Origin of the sequence: Sphingomonas kyeonggiensis, from assembly GCF_014204495.1 — a bacterium.
In the GTDB taxonomy this organism is placed as follows: Bacteria; Pseudomonadota; Alphaproteobacteria; order Sphingomonadales; family Sphingomonadaceae; genus Sphingomonas; species Sphingomonas kyeonggiensis_A.
This window is the reverse complement of record NZ_JACHLN010000001.1, coordinates 663,479-679,889: the sequence shown is the minus strand read 5'-3', so window position 1 is coordinate 679,889 and position 16,411 is coordinate 663,479. Positions and strand designations below refer to the sequence as shown.

Below are 16,411 nucleotides of genomic sequence, written 5' to 3'. Positions count from 1 at the left end.
TGGCCCGCATCCATGCTTGCAACCGACCCGTCCGCGCCGCCCTCCCGCAAGCTGTCCACCCGGCTCGTCGCGCGTCAGGTATCGGAGCTGCTGCTGGCGCGCAGCCGGCGCGGTCTGGCGCTGGTGCCGCAGGAGCGGCTGGCGGGCTTCGTCTTCGAAGTCGTGCTCGGCGGTAGCATCGCGCACCATCCCTATCGCGATTCGGCAACCGGCCGCTGGATCGGGGTGGAGGATGCCCAGGCGCTCGGCCGCCCGGTCAATGCCACCGCCATCGCCCATTCGATGCGCCTGCCGCACACCACGGTGCGCCGGCGTGCGGCCGAGCTGGTCGAGGTCGGGATGCTGGTGCGCGGCGATGCCGGGTTCAGTGTCGCGCCGGGGTTTTTCGATAGCGATGTGCTGGCGCGCCTGGCCGTCGAGGACAAGGCCGAGCTGCTGCATGTGCTGCAGCGGCTGGCCGAGACAGGCTATGCCCCGGCGATCGCGACGCTCGGCGCGGGCGTTGCCGCCCTGCCGGCGGGCGTGGTCGAGCGGCTGATACTGGCCTTCTCGCTGCGGGCACTGGAGACGCTGACCGAGCTGTACGGCGATGTTACCGCTGGCACGATCGTCGCGGCGATCACCGCGATCAATGTCCGTGGAGTCACCCGGGATCCCCGCCTGTCGCAGCTCTATTCGAGCGAGGATACCCCGCCGCCCGATGAACTGCGCGAGCCGGTTTCGCTGCGCGCGCTGTCCCGCGCGATCGACCTGCCGTTCGAGACGGTGCGCCGCCGGGTCGCCGCATTGGTCTCGGAGGAGGTCGTGGCGTGGAAGGATGGCGGGGTGTTCGTGCCGGCCCAGGTGCTGCGCAACGATCGCCACCTCGCCAATAATCGCCGCATCACCCTGCACTTCGACCAGATGCTGGCCACGCTCGCGGCATTGGCTACGGAGCCGCACGGCTGACCCATTTCGGCGGGTCGGCCGATTGATCCCGCCACCGGCGGTAAATTACGTGAATCCTGGAATTAATGCCGCATGCCCGGGGGGGTTAAGTGGTCGCTACAAGGTGCAGTTGCGCCACCCGTCCCGCATGTCTGGGCCTGGTGGATGGATAGCGCGCGGGATGGCCTGAACGCGGGCGAATGGCGCGCCCTCGGCAGCGCCGGGCCGGCCAAGGAAGCCGCCGCGCGGGGCCCGTCGCCGCGCCGCCTGTCCAGCGCGAGGCTCCACATCAATGCCCGCCCCGCCAGCCTCGCCCAGGAGCGTGACCGTGCCCGGGAGATCGTCGGCATGGCGAAGGACACCGTCACCGAGACCTTTGCCGACATCCGCTTCGGCCGGAAGATCCAGGCGGCGAACCTCGCGCCGATCGTCTCGGCGATCGCCGCCTCGGTGGCGCGCAGTCCCACGGCTTTGCCCAGCGTCACCCGGATCAAGCTGCACGACGAATATACCTATCTCCATTCGGTTGCGGTCTGCGGCTTGATGCTTGCGCTCGGCAACGAGCTGCGGCTCGGGGCCGAATTGACCCAGGAGATCGGCCTGGCCGGGCTGCTCCACGATATCGGCAAGGCGCGGATCGATGCGGACCTGCTCAACAAGCCCGGTCCGCTCGACCTCGACGAATATGCCCGGGTCCAGGCGCATACGCTGCGCGGCTATGAGCTGTTGCGCGATTCGGGGATCGACTCGGAGATCGCGCTCGACGTCTGCCTGCATCATCACGAGCGGATCGACGGCAGCGGCTATCCGTCCGGTATCTCGCAGGAGACGCTGAGCATCCACGCGCGCATGGCGGCGGTGTGCGACGTGTTCGACGCGGTGACGTCGAACCGCAGCTACAAGCGCAGCTGGTCGCCCGGCGCAGCGCTCGACTGGATGATGGGCACCACCGGCCATTTCGATCCGCGGGTGCTGCGCGCGTTCCGCTCGCTGCTCGGCGTGTTCCCCGTCGGCGCGCTGGTCCTGCTCGAAAGCCAGCGCCTTGCGGTGGTGGTCGACGAGCCCGCCGATTCGCCGGCAACGCCCGATGTCGCGGTCTTCCTCTGTGCGGCTACCGGGCGCGACCTCGTCCCGCAGCGCGTCTCGACTCGCTCGGATCCGATCGTCGGGCTGGAGGTGGCGGCGAAATGGGGTCTCGCCGATTTCGAGCCGAGCCGCGCGCAGCTGCTGGACGATTTCGGCCCGGCCTGATTAGGGATGGGCATGGCCCAGCACCTGACCCCCGAACTCGACATCCGCATCCGCCGGGCGGCGTTCAACCGCGCGCTGGCCGAGGCGGACCTTGCCGCGATCGGTCCGCTGCTCGCGAACGACGTCGTGCTGGTCGCGGGGACGGACAGCGCGCTGATCGCCGGCCGCAAGGCGCAGCTGCACGCCTGGAAGCGCGAGTTCGCGATGCGGGACCGCAGCATCTACACGCGCATGCCCGATGCGATCACGGTGTCGCCGGTCGCGCCGATCGCCTTCGAGCATGGCCATTGGGAGGGCGTCGCCGCGCAGGACGGGGCGATGCAGGCATCGGGCACCTACACCGCCAAATGGCGCAAGCTCGGCGACGACTGGGTGATCGAGGCCGAGCTCTACCTCACGCTTGCCTAGCCCTGCTTGAGCACGGTCTCGGGCTTGTCGATGCCCGGGCGCGGCCGTGCGATCACCGTGTGATCCTTGTCCTTCCAGAAGTCCTGGACGATCTGCCAGCCCTCTTCGGCGGTCTCGCAGAAGTGGAACAGGTTGAGGTCCTTGGGCGAGATCACGCCTTCCTCGCACAGCGCCTCGAAATTGACGACGCGGGTCCAGAAGTCCTTGCCGTAGAAGATCACCGGGATCGGTTCGATCTTGCCGGTCTGGATCAGCGTCAGCAGCTCGAACGATTCGTCGAACGTGCCGAAGCCGCCCGGGAACACCGCCACCGCGCGCGCATGCAGCAGGAAGTGCATCTTGCGCAGCGCGAAATAGTGGAACTGCATCGACAGGCCCGGAGTCACATACGGGTTCGGCGCCTGCTCGTGCGGCAGCAGGATGTTGAGCCCGATCGTATCGGCGCCGACATCGCGCGCGCCGCGATTCGCCGCTTCCATGATCGACGGGCCGCCGCCCGAGGTCACGACGAAGTGGCGGTTGCCGGCTTCGTCGAGCGGGAAGTTGGAGGCGAGCTGCGCCAGCTCGCGGGCCACGTCATAATATTTCGACTTCTCGACCAGCCGCTCGGCGATCTTCTTCTGCTGCGGGGTCTCGGCCAGCTCGAGCAGCGCGCCGGCCTTGTCCGGCTCGGGGATGCGCGCCGAGCCATAGATAACGAAGGTCGACTTGATATGAGCCTCGTCGAGCAGCAGCTGCGGCTTGAGCAGCTCGAGCTGGAAGCGGATCGGCCGCAGATCGTCGCGCAACAGGAAGTCCATGTCCTGGAAGGCGAGGCGGTAGGCGGGATGCTCGGTCTGGGGCGTGCCGCTGGCGGTGTTGGCGTTCTGCACTTCCTGCTGGGCAGGGCGGAAAACGCGGCTCGGGACTCTCGTATCGTTCATTTCGACCGGCTTAAGCCGATCCGAGGCGCCCTGCAATCAGCGGCAAAACGGACCCCTCCCCATGTCGAGGTGCAGGTGGTTGTAGTGCGCCGCGTTATAGTCCGGGCTCAGCACCGTGCCGAAGCGCTTGCAGGCCGATCCGTGGATCGTCTCCAGGAACGCGCGGACCTGGCCATCGCCCGTCCGCCAGTCGCGTTCGATCGTGACCCTCCGGCCATCCGCGAGCACGAAGCCCGAGACATCCACCGCATTGGCCAGCCCATGCTCGGACATGCGCGCCGCCGATGCCGCGCCGTTGCCGATGATCCCGCGGCACGAATAGGTGCCATAGGTCTCGACCTTGACCAGGTCGCTGCCCAGCATCTGCCGGGCGGCGGGCGCAACGGCAAAGCGCACCCAGGCGGTGAAGCTGCGCGCAAGGCCGCATTTCATCGACTTCAACCCGGTCACCGGCACGCCGATGTCGAGCAGCTGCACAGCGCCGGTCACCACGCACCCGCTGCCGAAATCGCGGTCGGGCAGGCCACTGTAGCGCACCCCTTCGCGTGACAGGTCGGCGAAGCATTGCTGCGTCTCGCGCGGCGTTGGGCCATTGAGCGTGATCGGGCCGCCCGGCCGCTCGCGAATCGGTCCCGATGCGGGTCGCGGGGCGGGGCGATCGTCGCCGCCGCCAAAGATGCAGCCGGCGAGGAACAGGGGCAGGAACAGGCTGAATACGCGCATGGCCTCACCCTAGCAGCATAGCCGTACGACATGGTTAACGTCAGAAATGTGCGCGGATCGCGGCTTGCGCGCAATTGACTTTCACGGGGCCGCCGCTAGGGCCGTCGGCGGGCCACGCGGTCCCAACGCCGCGCGCGCTCTCTGTAAGGAGAGACTACATGACTGATTCGACTGCCGCCGACGCCACCATTGCGCCTGTCGCAAAGCCCGCCACCAAGCCAGCGCGTCCCTATTTCTCTTCCGGTCCCTGCGCCAAGCCGCCCGGCTGGTCGCCCGAGAAGCTCGCCACCGAGTCGCTCGGCCGCTCGCACCGCTCGAAGATCGGCAAGACCCGCCTCCAATATTGCATCGACCTGATGCGCGAGATGCTGCGCCTGCCCGATACGCACCGTATCGGCATCGTGCCCGGCTCGGACACCGGCGCCTTCGAAATGGCGATGTGGACGATGCTCGGCGCCCGCGGCGTCACCACGCTCGCCTGGGAAAGCTTCGGTGAAGGTTGGGTCACCGATGCGGTCAAGCAGCTCAAGCTCGAGCCGAACGTCGTCCGCGCCGATTACGGCCAGCTCCCCGATCTCGACGCGCTCGACTGGTCGACCGACGTGCTGTTCACCTGGAACGGCACCACCTCGGGCGTGCGCGTGCCGGACGGCGAGTGGATCCCCGCCGATCGCGAGGGGCTGAGCTTCGCCGACGCTACCTCGGCGGTGTTCGCCTATGACCTGCCCTGGGACAAGATCGACGTCGCCACCTTCTCCTGGCAGAAGGTGCTGGGCGGCGAGGGCGGCCACGGCGTGCTGATCCTCGGCCCGCGCGCGGTCGAGCGCCTCACCGAATATACCCCGTCCTGGCCGCTGCCGAAGGTGTTCCGCCTGGTCTCCAAGGGCGCGCTCGCCGAGGGCGTGTTCAAGGGCGAGACGATCAACACCCCCTCGATGCTCGCCGTCGAGGACGCGATCTTCGCGCTCGAATGGGCCAGGGGCCTGGGTGGCCTCGACGGGCTGATGGCCCGCTCGAACGCCAATGCCGACGCGCTGAACAAGATCGTCGCGGCGCGCCCGTGGCTCGGCCATCTCGCCGAGCTGCACGGCATCCGCTCGAAGACCAGCGTGTGCCTCACGGTCGAGGGTGCGGACGAAGCCTTCATCAAGAAGTTCGCCGGCCTGCTCGAGAAGGAAGGCGCGGCCTATGACGTCGCCGGCTATCGCGACGCTCCGGCCGGCCTGCGCATCTGGTGCGGCGCCACCGTCGACACCGCCGATATCGAGGCGCTCGGCCCCTGGCTCGACTGGGCCTACGCCGAAGCTCGCAGCGCGTAATCGTCATCCCCGCGAAGGCGGGGATCCAGAGTCATAAAGCGATTCCCTCAGTAACCCTGGATCCCCGCCTGCGCGGGGATGACGGGGTGGAGAAACCAAATGCCCAAGGTACTGATTTCCGACAAGATGGATCCCAAGGCCGCGCAGATCTTCCGCGAGCGCGGCGTCGAGGTCGACGAGATCACCGGCAAGACCCCGGAAGAGCTCAAGGCGATCATCGGCGATTATGACGGCCTCGCCATCCGCAGCTCGACCAAGGTGACCCAGGAGATCCTTGACGCGGCACCGAACCTCAAGGTCGTCGGCCGCGCCGGCATCGGCGTCGACAATGTCGACATCCCCGCCGCCTCGGCGCGCGGTGTCGTCGTGATGAACACCCCGTTCGGCAACTCGATCACCACCGCCGAGCACGCCATCGCGCTGATGTTCGCGCTCGCCCGCCAGCTGCCCGAGGCCGACGCCTCGACCCAGGCCGGCAAGTGGGAGAAGAACCGCTTCATGGGCGTCGAGCTCACCGGCAAGACGCTCGGCCTGATCGGCGCCGGCAATATCGGCTCGATCGTCGCCGATCGCGCGCTCGGCCTGCGCATGAAGGTCGTCGCCTTCGATCCGTTCCTCACGCCCGAACGCGCGATCGAGATGGGCGTGGAGAAGGTCTCGCTCGACGACCTGCTGCTGCGTGCGGACTTCATCACGCTGCACACCCCGCTCACCGACCAGACCCGCAACATCCTCTCGGCCGAGAACCTCGCCAAGACGCGTCGCGGCGTGCGCATCATCAACTGCGCGCGCGGTGGCCTGATTGACGAGGCTGCGCTCAAGCAGGGCCTCGAATCGGGCCATATCGCCGGCGCGGCGCTCGACGTGTTCGCAGTGGAGCCCGCCAAGGAGCATCCGCTGTTCGGCACGCCCAACTTCGTCTCGACGCCGCATCTCGGCGCCTCGACCACTGAAGCGCAGGTCAATGTCGCGATCCAGGTCGCCGAGCAGATGGCCGATTTCCTCGTTTCGGGCGGCGTCACCAACGCGCTCAACATGCCGAGCCTCTCGGCTGAGGAAGCCCCGCGCCTCAAGCCGTACATGGCGCTTGCCGAGAAGCTCGGCTCGCTGGTCGGCCAGCTCTCGCATGGCGAGCTCAAGAACATCGCGATCGAGAGCGAAGGCGCTGCCGCCGAGCTCAACCAGAAGCCGATCGTCGGCGCGGTGCTCGCCGGGCTGATGCGCGTCCATTCGGACACGGTGAACATGGTCAACGCGCCGTTCCTCGCCAAGGAGCGCGGGCTCGACGTGCGCGAAGTCCGTCATGACCGCGAAGGCGATTACCACACGCTGGTCCGCGTCACCGTCGGCACCGCGCAGGGCGATCGCTCGGTCGCGGGCACGTTGTTCGGCAATTCCGCGCCGCGCCTGGTCGAGCTGTTCGGCATCAAGGTCGAAGCCGACCTCGCCGGCAACATGCTCTACATCGTCAACGAGGACGCGCCGGGCTTCATCGGCCGCCTCGGTACCACGCTGGGCGAGGCGGGCGTCAACATCGGCACCTTCCACCTCGGCCGCCGCGAAGCGGGTGGCGAAGCCATCCTGCTGCTTTCGGTCGACGAGAAGGTCAGCGAGGAGCTCCTCGCCAAGGTCCGCGCGCTCCCGGGCGTGAAGACCGCGATGGCGCTGTCGTTCTGATGCACGATATCCGCCGTCCCGGGTTTCACCGGGGCGGCGGAATGTTCTAGGGGAGCCGGATGAGCGGTTTACTTCCCGAAGGCTTCCACGATCGTCTCCCGCCTGCGGCCGATGCGGCATCGCGGCTGGAATCCCGCGTGCTCGGTGTCGCGCGCGGCTATGGCTATGAGCAGGTCGATCCCCCGCTCGCCGAATTCGCCGATGAGCTGAGCGCGCGTCTCAAGGCCGCCAGCGGCCTGCGCGACGCGGTGCGGTTCGTCGATCCGGTGTCGCAGCGCACGCTGGCGATCCGTCCCGATCTCACGGCCCAGATCGGCCGCATCGCCGCCACGCGCATGGCGCACCATCCGCGCCCGGTGCGCCTCTCCTATGCCGGGCCGGTGATGAAGCTTTCCGCTTCGGAGCTCGATCCGCTGCGCGCCACCCGCCAGATCGGCGCCGAGCTGATCGGCCTCGACACCGTTGCCGCCGCCACCGAGATCGTCCGCGTCGCGATCGAGGCGCTGCAGGCCGCCGGTGTCCAGGGCATCGCGCTCGACTTCACTCTGCCGGACCTGGTCGATTGCCTCGCCAGCGACAGCCTGACGCCGGCCCAGCTCGCCACGTTGCGCGAGCGGCTCGATGCCAAGGACGCCGCCGGCGTCGCCGCGATCGATCCGCGCTACCTTCCGCTGATCGAGGCGGCCGGGCCCTTCGATGCCGCGATCGAGCGCCTCCGCGCGATCGACGCCGGCAAGGCACTCGCCACGCGCCTCGACGGCCTCGCCGAGATCGCCGCGAGCATCCGGGGCCAGGCCGCGCTCACCCTCGATCCCACCGAGCGCCACGGCTTCGAATATCAGAGCTGGCTCGGCTTCTCGCTGTTCGCCCAAGGCGCCCGCGCCGAGATCGGCCGCGGCGGCACCTATACGATCCTCCACGGCAATGGCCGCGAGGAAACCGCGGTCGGCTTCTCGCTGTTCGCCGATCCGATCCTCGACGCCGCGATCGGCGCGGACGAGCGCCGCCGCTTGTTCCTGCCCTTCGGCACTCCCGCCGGGATTGGTGCAGGCCTGCGCGCCGAGGGCTGGGTCACCGTCGCCGCGCTGGAGGAAGACGACACGCCCGAGGCGCAGCTCTGCACCCATGTCCTGCGCGATGGGGCGCCGGCGGCAGTTTAGTCCGATGTCACCTCGGCTCAAGGCCGGGGTGACGATGGGTATTGCAATGTAGGATTTCGCCTGCTTGCCTGACGCAGCCGGGCGCTACCCGGCCGCTCTTGCCGATCGTAGGAAAAATAGGATCCCGCGCGCGCAACGATGTTGCGAAATGCCGTGCATTCGCGGGAACTATGTCAGCTTGAGGCGCCGCAAAACCCGTTCTTGGCCTGTACTTTGTGTACTTCCGCGAGTCGTCGCGCAGCCGCTGTAGGATCAGCGTGCCAGCAGCGCCGTCGCCCTGCCTTCAAGGAACGCCGGCACCACATCGGTCACGGCGTCGCGGAAGCGAGGATCCTCGGCGAGCTGCGCGGGGAACACCTGGCGCAGCGCCAGCACCGCGCTGGCGGGATCGGCGCTCGCCGCGGCCCGGGCCAGCACCTCCGCCAGCGGATCGGTGATCTTCTCGCCCAGCGTCGCCTTGCGGTGGAGGAAGGCGATCCATGCCGCCACCGGCACCGCCAGCCGCTCCACGCTCTCGCCTGCGGCCAGCCGGTCGCGGACGGTGTCGAGCAGGCGATAGGGCAGCTTCTGCGAACCGTCCCAAGCGATCTGGCTGAGCAGGTGCCGGATCGCCGGGTTGCGGAAGCGGTCCTGCACCGCGCCGGCATAGCCCTGCACGTCCAGCCCCTCGACCGGCTTGAGTGAGCCGGCGATGTCCTCATGCATCAGTCGGCCGACAAAGGCACCGAGCGCGGGATCGCTCACCGCCTCGAACACCGTCTCATGGCCCAGTGCCAGGCCGATATAGGCGAGGCTCGAATGCGCGCCGTTGAGGATGCGCAGCTTGGCCTGTTCATAGCCCTGCACGTCGTTGGTCAGGGTGACGCCGGCCGCGCCCAGGTCCGGCCCGTCGGCCAGGTCGAAGCGCTGCAGCACCCACTGGGTGAAGCGCTCGCGCTGCACGGCGGCTGCGTCGGTCACGCCCAGTTCTTCGGCGATCTTGGCCAGGAAGGCCGGGTCGCTTGCCGGGGTGATCGAATCGACCATCGAATCGGGGAAGGCGACTTCGCCCGCGATCCAGTCGGCCAGTCCCTTGTCCCATTCGCCGGCGAGCGCGAGGCAGGCGGCGCGGAGCTTGCCGCCATTGCCGGTCATGTTGTCGCAGCAGAGCATGGCGAAGGGCGGTGCGCCCGCCGCGCGGCGATCGGCGAGGCCCGAGGCGATCCAGCCGATCACGCTCGCCGGCTCGTCGGGGCGGGCGCGGTCATGGACGATGTCCGGGTGATTGAAGTCGAGGGAACCGTCGGCGCCCAGGCAATAGCCCTTCTCGGTCACCGTGCTGGTCGCGATCTTGACCGAAGGATCGGCGAGCAGCGTGCGCAGCTTCGCGCCTTCGCCGGGGCCGACCGCGTCCGAATGCGCGGCGATGATGCGGGTGCTCGGCTCGCGGTCGATCACCGCCAGCGTATAGAGCCCGTCCTGCGCCTTGAGCGCATCGACCGTGCCCGCGCTGCGCAGCGAAACCGCGGCGATGCCCCAGCGCGGATCGCTGTCGAGCACCCGATCGAACACATCCGCCTGGTGTGCGCGGTGGAAGGCGCCGGGGCCGAAATGGACCACGCCAGTGCGAACCGAGGCGATGTCATGTCCCGGCCGGATGACGGATGCGGGAAGCGATGCGAGCGCGGCGCGCGAAAGGCTGGTCATGACCCCGGTGTCAACGCGCCCGGGCGGGCAAAGTCAATGGCAGTAGCCCTTTGCGCCGCTCAATAGGTATGGATCGTACCCATGCCGCGCACCCCCGGCAGCATCGATCCGGTCCCCGCCTGTTTCGGCTTGGTGTCCTTGGGCATCAGGAAGCGGACCTGGCGATTGGGGAAGTCGATCTCGACCCGGCGGAAACTGCGCAGCGCATCCATGCCGAGCAGCAGTGCCGGTCGCTTGACCAGGCCGAAGCGCTCGAAGGGCGTGACGTCGGCAAAGGCGACCGGCATCGAGCCGAAGCGCACCTGGCCGACCGTGACATTGGGCACCTGGGTATAGTCCGCCGTGGTCTGGTCGCCGGTCACGCTGGTCAGCAGGATCTTCTGCGAGCGCGGCGTGTCGCGGCCGACCCGCTTGCGCAGCGCGCTGTTGCCCATCGTCACCTGGCTGCCGGTGTCGAGCACCACCTGGATGCGGGTATTGTCGTAATAGGCGTCGGTCACGATCAGCTGGCCGAACACGCTCTTGGCCGTGACCACGATCTCGTCGCGGTCGCGCTTGGAAAAGGCGTTGCGCTTCGTGCTCGGGCGCACGGCCATCACGCCTTTCTCGAAGTCGATCGTGACCTGGTGGTTGCGCAGCGTGTCGATGCCGAGCAGGCCGAGCGCGCCAAGGTTGCGCGCCTCAAGGGCGGGGGCGATGATATTGTGCTGCTCGCCGATCGACTTGATGCTCAGCCCGGGGACCAGCACGGTGTTGACCGTGTCGCGGCCGGTCATCGAGGTGATCACCACCGGAGAGGAAGCGCCGAGTTTCAGCGAGCCGGCCAGTTCGCGCGACACGACCGTGCGCTCGGCACCGGTGTCGATGATGAAATTGTAGGGGCCGCTCGCCCCGACGGCCACCGGAACGGTCAGTCGCGCGTCGAGCTCGCCCAGCGCCAGCAGCGTCGCCTCGACATCTTCCGGGCTGGGCATGGTCAGCTCGGGATCCTGGGGCGGCGGGGTGCGCTCGCTCGGATTCTGGAGGTCATGGGCTCCGGCGGTGGCGGCCAGCGGGAGCAGGAGAAGCGCTGCGAGCCTGTTCATGCCTGTGAAGGTACACCCATCCATGCTGCGCAGCAATTGTCTGAATTGTGTCTAATCGAGCCGCATTGCCTCCGCCGCGATGTCCTCGGCTTCCATCAACAGCGCATCCTCGGTCATGCCCTGCGCGACATTCTCGCGGCCGATCATGATGAGGACGGGCACCGCCATCGGCGATACGCGCGGCAGGTCGACATGCAGCATCGTGTCGGCGGCGGTATCGAGCAGATGGCCGAGCCGACCGACATCGGTCATCCGCGCCCGCGCATCGGCCCAGGCGGCGCGCAGCAGCAGGTGATCGGGCTCGTACTTGCGCAGCACGTCATAGATCAGGTCGGTCGAGAAGGTGACCTGGCGCCCGGTCTTCTTCTTCCCCGGATGCTGGCGCTCGACCAGCCCGCCGATGATCGCCACTTCGCGGAAGGCGCGCTTGAGCAGGGCCGAGCCCTGCACCCATTCGACGAACTCATGCTCGAGGATGTCGGGCGAGAACAACGCGGCCGGGTCCTCGATCTTCTCCAGCCCGTAGACGGCGAGCGCATAGTCATTGGCGACGAAGCCGAGCGGCTTGAGCCCCAGCGCCTCCATCCGCCGCGTCACCAGCATGCCGAGCGACTGGTGCGCGTTCCACCCTTCGAAGCTGTAGACGACCATGTGGTGCTTGCCTTCGTGCGGGAAGGTCTCGACGAGCAGCTGGCCTGGCGCCGGGATCGCCGAACGACGTTCCTGCACCTCGAGCCATTCGCGGACATCGTCGGGAAAGCGCCGCCATTGGCTGCGGTCGTGCAGGAAATGGCGAACCCGTTCGGACAGGGTGGCGGTGATCGCGAGGCGCGCGCCCATGTACGAGACATAGCGCGCCGGCTTGGCGGTAGCGCGGACGATCAGGTCGGTCAGCTCGACCCGCTCGACCTCGACCGCCATGCCGGCGAAGACAAAGGCGTCGCCGGGCGAAAGCTGGGTACCGAACGCTTCCTCGACCTTGCCGAGCCGCCGGCCATTCTTGAAGCGCACCTCCATCATCGGCGATTCGACGATGATGCCGGCATTCAGGCGATGCTGCGCAACAAAGGCCGGGGTGGTGACGCGCCACAGCCCGTCCCGGCCCTTGGTCAGCCGCTTGAACTTGTCATAGGCGCGCAAGGCATAACCGCCATCGGCGATGAAGCTCAGCACCCGATCGAACGTCTCGTCGGGGAGCGCCGAATAGGGCAATGCTGCGCGGATTTCGTGCAGCAACTGGTCACGGTCGAAAGGCGACGCGCAGGCGCAGGCCATGACATGCTGCGCCAGCACGTCGAGCGCGCCGGGGCGGAAGACGTCGGGATCGAGCTCGCCCTGCTCGACGGCGTCGAGCGCGGCGCGGGCCTCGAGATACTCGAAGCGGTTGCCGGGCACGAGCACGGCTTCCGAGGGCTCGTCGAGCCTGTGGTTGGCGCGGCCGATGCGCTGGAGCAGGCGCGACGAACCCTTGGGCGCGCCCATCTGGATCACGCAATCGACATCGCCCCAGTCGACGCCGAGATCCAGGCTGGCGGTGGCGACCAGCGCGCGCAGCTGCCCGTCGGCCATCGCCTGCTCGGCGCGCTGGCGGGCCTCGAGGCTGAGGCTGCCGTGATGCACGCCGATCGGCAGTTTGAGCTCGTTGACCTTCCACAATTGCTGGAAGACCAGCTCGGCCAGGCCGCGGGTATTGCAGAAGACGATCGTCGTCTGGTGTGTCTCGATCTCGGCCATCACCTGGGGGATCGCATAGACGCCCGAATGGCCGGCCCAGGGGACCCGGTCCTCGGGCAGCAGGATCGCGATATTGGGCTCGGCGCCCTTCTCGCCCTGCACCAGGGTGACCGTATCGATATCGCCATGCGGGGCCAGCCAGGCGCGATAGCCGTCCGGATCCGCGACCGTAGCCGATAGCGCCACCCGGCGCAGGTTTGGGGCAAGCCGCTGGAGACGGGCGAGCGCCAATGCCAGCAGGTCGCCGCGCTTGCCGGTGGCGAAGGCGTGGACCTCGTCGATCACCACCGTCCGCAACCCCTCGAACATTGTCAGGCTGTCCTCATAGGAAAGCAGCAGGCTGAGCGATTCGGGGGTGGTCAGCAGGATCTGCGGCGGCCGCGCGCGCTGGCGGACCTTCTTCTCCCAAGGCGTGTCGCCGGTGCGCGTCTCGACGCGGATGGGGGCGCCCATCTCCTCGATCGGCGTGAGCAGGTTGCGCTGCACGTCGACCGCCAGCGCCTTGAGCGGCGAGATATAGAGCGTGTGCAGCCCGTCGACCGGGTTCTCGATCAGGTCGGCCAGGGTCGGCAGGAAGCCGGCCAGCGTCTTGCCCGCGCCGGTGGGGGCGACGAGCAGCGCATGCTCGCCACGCTGGCCCGCTTCCAGCATCTCGAGCTGGTGGCGGCGCGGCGCCCAGCCACGGGCCGCGAACCAGTTCGACAATGTTGGGGGGAGCTGGGAACCGGCGGCCATCCCGACCATATAGGCATGATGGCGAAGCTCGGCGACTGGATCGATCCTAGACCCACCGGCATCTATCTGCCGGCGGCCGATATCTGGATCGATCCGTCGCAGCCGGTCCGCCGCGCGCTGGTCACCCACGGGCATGCCGATCACGCCCGGGGCGGCCATGAGGCGGTGTGGGCCACGCCCCAGACGCTGGCGATCATGGAAGCGCGCTACGGGCCGCAGAGCGGCAATCCCGTTGCCTATGGCGAGCGGATCAGCATGCACGGCATCGATATCCGTTTCGTTCCTGCCGGCCATGTCCTCGGCTCGGCGCAGATCGTGCTCGAGCATCGCGGCGAACGGATCGTCGTCTCGGGCGATTACAAGCGCCGCCCGGATCCCACTTGCGCGCCGTTTGAGCCGGTGCCCTGCGACGTGTTCATTACCGAGGCGACGTTCGGGCTCCCTGTCTTCCGCCATCCCGAGACGCATGACGAGCTCGACAAGCTGCTTGCCGCGCTCCGCGCCAATCCGGAGCGCTGCGTGCTGGTGGGTGCCTATGCGCTGGGCAAGGCGCAGCGGGTGATCTCCGAGCTGCGGGTGATGGGGTTCGACGATCCGATCTACCTGCACGGCGCGCTGCAGCGGCTGTGCGACCTCTATGTCGAGCAGGGCGTAGACCTTGGCGAGCTGCGCCCGGCCACGGGCGTCGCCAGGGCCGAATTGCAGGGGCGGATCATCCTCTGCCCGCCCGGCGCGCTCAATGATCGCTGGTCACGCCGGCTGCCCGATCCGATCACCGCGATGGCATCGGGCTGGATGCGCGTCCGCCAGCGTGCCCGGCAGCGCAATGTCGAGCTGCCGTTGATCCTGTCCGATCATGCCGATTGGGACGAGCTGACCCGCACGATCCGCGAGCTGGAGCCCCGCGAAGTCTGGGTGACGCATGGGCGGGAGGATGCGCTGGTCCATTGGTGCCGGCTCCACCAGGTCAAGGCCCGGGCGCTCGACCTGGCCGGATTCGAGGATGAGGACGACTGATTGCCCACTGCTCCTGTTACCGATACCATTCCCAGCAAAAGACAGGAGAGGGACAGATGAAAGCAGTGAAGCTGGCGGCGATTGCCGCGGGACTGACGCTGGGTGCCGGCGCGGCGCAGGCGCAGCAGGGATCGACCGGGCCGGGCATGCCGGTGCTGGTTGGATCGGTGGACGCGCCGGAGCTCAAGGGACCGGACGACAGCGCGGCGCGGATCGACAAGGCGGTGCGCGATTCGCGCCTCGACGCCGAGAAGCCGAAGACGGCGCGGGCGGTGCCCGCCAAGCCCGGGGACGTCACCGCCGGCAGCGAAGTGCGCGATTCGAAGGGCGTGGTGCTCGGCAAGGTCGAGTCGGTCAGCATGGCCGCCGCGGTGATCGTCGCGGAGGCGGGCAAGGTCGAGGTGCCACTCGAGGCGTTCGGCAAGAACAACAAGGGATTGCTGCTCGCGCTGACCAAGAAGGATTTCGATGCGATGGTCGCGGGGGCCAACAAGCCGGCGAACTGATCAGGCGGCGGCGCGATCCGTGCCGGCGAACAGCCAGGCTTCGGCCGTCGCTACATCCTCGAAGCAGCGGGCATAGCGCTGGTCGAGCGCGCGATTCAGCTGGGTGCGGGCCAGTGTCTTGCCCATCACGAAAGCCAGCCGCCGCGAGCGATAGGCGGGGTCGGCCAGCATGGTGCGGAACGTCTCGACGCTTTCCTGCGCCTGGATCTTCATCTCGCGCAGGTCATTGAGCGTGAGATGCTGGTTGGGCCCACAGGTCAACCGGCCATGGGCGGTGGCACGCTCGACGAGAAAGGCGTCGATGTCCTCAGTCGTGAAGAAGCCGCGCATCCGGATGCGGACGAGATCGCGCTCGGGCTCGACGTCGATGGTGAAATCCGCGGACATGGCACCTGCGATAGCGTTATCCACCTACCAAAATCCTAAGGCGCACCTTCCCTAGCGCCGGGCCGGCTTCGACCATCCGAGCGTCGCGACCACCGGATAGTGATCCGAGGGATAGAGCGGGCCGTTGTGGGTATCTATCGTGCGATAGCCGCGCACGGTGAAGCCGCGGGTGAAGATCCAGTCGATCCGGCGATCGGGCACGCCCTTGAAGGCGTGGAAGGTCGCTTCCGGGCCGACCGGCCTGGCGACGGCGCCACGGGCATCGGCCAGCGTCTCGCCGAGCAGCGCGTGCGAGGTCGATTCGGGGACGGTGTTGAAGTCGCCGGTGAGCACCACCGGCACGCCCTTGGGCAGGGCGGCGATCCGTGCCTGCAGCAGCCGCGCGCATTTCTCGCGCGCCGCCTCGTCCTCGGCGCGATAGGGGAAATGGGTGTTGAGCAGGTAGAAGCGCTTGCCCGAGCGCGTCTCGAACAGGCCCCAGGTGACCATGCGCGGATAGAGATTGCCCCAGCTGATGCTGGCCGGCACCTCGGGCGTGTCCGACAGCCAGAAATCGCCATGCTCGATCAGCTTGAGCCGGTCGCGGCGATAGAAGACGCCCATATGCTCGTCGGCATGGCCGCCGCGGCGATCGATCCCGAACCAGCTGTACCCGGGCAACCGCTCGACCAGATAATCGCCCTGGAGCTTGAACAGCTCCTGCGTGCCGATCACGTCGGGCGCCGCCGCTGCGATCGTCCCGACGAACAGGTCGCGGCGCTTTTCCCAGATGTTCGCGCCGTCGGTCGGCGCGGGCAGGCGGACGTTGAAGCTCATCACGACGAGCCTGTCCTGCGCCTGCGCCGTTATCGGCAGGAGCAACGCGAGCATCAA

General features: G+C 68.0%; 15 protein-coding genes. 8 read left to right on the top strand and 7 right to left on the bottom strand.

Going from position 1 to position 16,411, the window contains the following annotated elements; all coding sequences use genetic code 11:
- Positions 1 to 12: 12 nt before the first annotated feature.
- The 3 genes from HNP52_RS03295 (at position 13) to HNP52_RS03285 (ending at position 2,586) form a co-directional block, all read left to right on the top strand.
- On the top strand, positions 13 to 948 hold the full coding sequence (locus tag HNP52_RS03295) for a hypothetical protein (protein WP_184162424.1): 936 nt from the start codon (positions 13 to 15) through the stop codon (positions 946 to 948).
- 144 nt (positions 949 to 1,092) lie between these two features.
- Positions 1,093 to 2,178, top strand: coding sequence for an HD-GYP domain-containing protein (locus tag HNP52_RS03290; protein ID WP_184162420.1), 1,086 nt, complete (start codon positions 1,093 to 1,095; stop codon positions 2,176 to 2,178).
- A 12-nt stretch (positions 2,179 to 2,190) separates the two neighbouring features.
- Complete coding sequence (locus HNP52_RS03285) at positions 2,191 to 2,586, top strand: nuclear transport factor 2 family protein (protein WP_184162417.1); 396 nt, start codon at positions 2,191 to 2,193, stop codon at positions 2,584 to 2,586.
- Here HNP52_RS03285 and HNP52_RS03280 read toward each other — a convergent pair.
- Both HNP52_RS03280 and HNP52_RS03275 read right to left on the bottom strand, forming a co-directional pair.
- Positions 2,583 to 3,509: an LOG family protein gene (locus tag HNP52_RS03280; RefSeq protein ID WP_184162415.1), complete on the bottom strand. Its 927-nt coding sequence runs from the start codon at positions 3,507 to 3,509 to the stop codon at positions 2,583 to 2,585. The genes HNP52_RS03285 and HNP52_RS03280 overlap by 4 nt on opposite strands.
- A gap of 36 nt (positions 3,510 to 3,545) precedes the next feature.
- Complete coding sequence (locus tag HNP52_RS03275) at positions 3,546 to 4,232, bottom strand: extensin family protein (RefSeq protein ID WP_184162414.1); 687 nt, start codon at positions 4,230 to 4,232, stop codon at positions 3,546 to 3,548.
- Between the two features lie 158 nt (positions 4,233 to 4,390).
- Here HNP52_RS03275 and HNP52_RS03270 point away from each other — a divergent pair, with 158 nt between their 5' ends.
- The 3 genes from HNP52_RS03270 (at position 4,391) to HNP52_RS03260 (ending at position 8,388) form a co-directional block, all read left to right on the top strand.
- Positions 4,391 to 5,551 (top strand): phosphoserine transaminase, encoded by a 1,161-nt coding sequence (locus tag HNP52_RS03270; RefSeq protein WP_184162413.1) that lies wholly within the window; start codon positions 4,391 to 4,393, stop codon positions 5,549 to 5,551.
- Positions 5,552 to 5,650: 99 nt separating this feature from the next.
- Complete coding sequence (serA, locus tag HNP52_RS03265; RefSeq protein WP_184162412.1) at positions 5,651 to 7,228, top strand: phosphoglycerate dehydrogenase; 1,578 nt, start codon at positions 5,651 to 5,653, stop codon at positions 7,226 to 7,228.
- 59 nt (positions 7,229 to 7,287) lie between these two features.
- Positions 7,288 to 8,388: an ATP phosphoribosyltransferase regulatory subunit gene (locus tag HNP52_RS03260; RefSeq protein WP_184162411.1), complete on the top strand. Its 1,101-nt coding sequence runs from the start codon at positions 7,288 to 7,290 to the stop codon at positions 8,386 to 8,388.
- A 252-nt stretch (positions 8,389 to 8,640) separates the two neighbouring features.
- On the opposite strand, the gene HNP52_RS03255 is transcribed toward HNP52_RS03260, so the two are convergent.
- Genes HNP52_RS03255 through HNP52_RS03245 form a run of 3 tightly spaced genes read right to left on the bottom strand, consistent with a single transcriptional unit; the run spans position 8,641 to position 13,628 of the window.
- Entirely contained in the window at positions 8,641 to 10,074 is a 1,434-nt protein-coding gene (locus tag HNP52_RS03255; protein WP_184162409.1) for a mannitol dehydrogenase family protein, read from the bottom strand.
- Positions 10,075 to 10,133: 59 nt separating this feature from the next.
- Positions 10,134 to 11,159: an aspartyl protease family protein gene (locus tag HNP52_RS03250; RefSeq protein ID WP_184162407.1), complete on the bottom strand. Its 1,026-nt coding sequence runs from the start codon at positions 11,157 to 11,159 to the stop codon at positions 10,134 to 10,136.
- Positions 11,160 to 11,210: 51 nt separating this feature from the next.
- Positions 11,211 to 13,628: a ligase-associated DNA damage response DEXH box helicase gene (locus HNP52_RS03245; protein WP_184162405.1), complete on the bottom strand. Its 2,418-nt coding sequence runs from the start codon at positions 13,626 to 13,628 to the stop codon at positions 11,211 to 11,213.
- 18 nt (positions 13,629 to 13,646) lie between these two features.
- On the opposite strand from HNP52_RS03245, the gene HNP52_RS03240 reads away from it, so the two are divergent.
- Both HNP52_RS03240 and HNP52_RS03235 read left to right on the top strand, forming a co-directional pair.
- A complete protein-coding gene (locus HNP52_RS03240; protein WP_184162403.1) occupies positions 13,647 to 14,645 on the top strand; it encodes a ligase-associated DNA damage response exonuclease in 999 nt (332 codons plus the stop codon).
- A gap of 56 nt (positions 14,646 to 14,701) precedes the next feature.
- Positions 14,702 to 15,151: a hypothetical protein gene (locus HNP52_RS03235; protein WP_184162401.1), complete on the top strand. Its 450-nt coding sequence runs from the start codon at positions 14,702 to 14,704 to the stop codon at positions 15,149 to 15,151.
- Here HNP52_RS03235 and HNP52_RS03230 read toward each other — a convergent pair whose 3' ends face one another.
- Complete coding sequence (locus HNP52_RS03230) at positions 15,152 to 15,538, bottom strand: hypothetical protein (RefSeq protein ID WP_184162399.1); 387 nt, start codon at positions 15,536 to 15,538, stop codon at positions 15,152 to 15,154.
- 51 nt (positions 15,539 to 15,589) lie between these two features.
- A complete protein-coding gene (locus HNP52_RS03225) occupies positions 15,590 to 16,408 on the bottom strand; it encodes an endonuclease/exonuclease/phosphatase family protein (protein ID WP_184162397.1) in 819 nt (272 codons plus the stop codon).
- Positions 16,409 to 16,411 lie beyond the last annotated feature (3 nt).

Bases quoted from the DNA above. Each gene is read 5' to 3' on its own strand.
- HNP52_RS03295 (WP_184162424.1), top strand. From the start codon at position 13: ATGCTTGCAACCGACCCGTCCGCGCCGCCCTCCCGCAAGCTGTCCACC.
- HNP52_RS03290 (WP_184162420.1), top strand. From the start codon at position 1,093: ATGGATAGCGCGCGGGATGGCCTGAACGCGGGCGAATGGCGCGCCCTC.
- HNP52_RS03285 (WP_184162417.1), top strand. From the start codon at position 2,191: ATGGCCCAGCACCTGACCCCCGAACTCGACATCCGCATCCGCCGGGCG.
- HNP52_RS03280 (WP_184162415.1), bottom strand. From the start codon at position 3,509: ATGAACGATACGAGAGTCCCGAGCCGCGTTTTCCGCCCTGCCCAGCAG.
- HNP52_RS03275 (WP_184162414.1), bottom strand. From the start codon at position 4,232: ATGCGCGTATTCAGCCTGTTCCTGCCCCTGTTCCTCGCCGGCTGCATC.
- HNP52_RS03270 (WP_184162413.1), top strand. From the start codon at position 4,391: ATGACTGATTCGACTGCCGCCGACGCCACCATTGCGCCTGTCGCAAAG.
- serA (WP_184162412.1), top strand. From the start codon at position 5,651: ATGCCCAAGGTACTGATTTCCGACAAGATGGATCCCAAGGCCGCGCAG.
- HNP52_RS03260 (WP_184162411.1), top strand. From the start codon at position 7,288: ATGAGCGGTTTACTTCCCGAAGGCTTCCACGATCGTCTCCCGCCTGCG.
- HNP52_RS03255 (WP_184162409.1), bottom strand. From the start codon at position 10,074: ATGACCAGCCTTTCGCGCGCCGCGCTCGCATCGCTTCCCGCATCCGTC.
- HNP52_RS03250 (WP_184162407.1), bottom strand. From the start codon at position 11,159: ATGAACAGGCTCGCAGCGCTTCTCCTGCTCCCGCTGGCCGCCACCGCC.
- HNP52_RS03245 (WP_184162405.1), bottom strand. From the start codon at position 13,628: ATGGCCGCCGGTTCCCAGCTCCCCCCAACATTGTCGAACTGGTTCGCG.
- HNP52_RS03240 (WP_184162403.1), top strand. From the start codon at position 13,647: ATGGCGAAGCTCGGCGACTGGATCGATCCTAGACCCACCGGCATCTAT.
- HNP52_RS03235 (WP_184162401.1), top strand. From the start codon at position 14,702: ATGAAAGCAGTGAAGCTGGCGGCGATTGCCGCGGGACTGACGCTGGGT.
- HNP52_RS03230 (WP_184162399.1), bottom strand. From the start codon at position 15,538: ATGTCCGCGGATTTCACCATCGACGTCGAGCCCGAGCGCGATCTCGTC.
- HNP52_RS03225 (WP_184162397.1), bottom strand. From the start codon at position 16,408: ATGCTCGCGTTGCTCCTGCCGATAACGGCGCAGGCGCAGGACAGGCTC.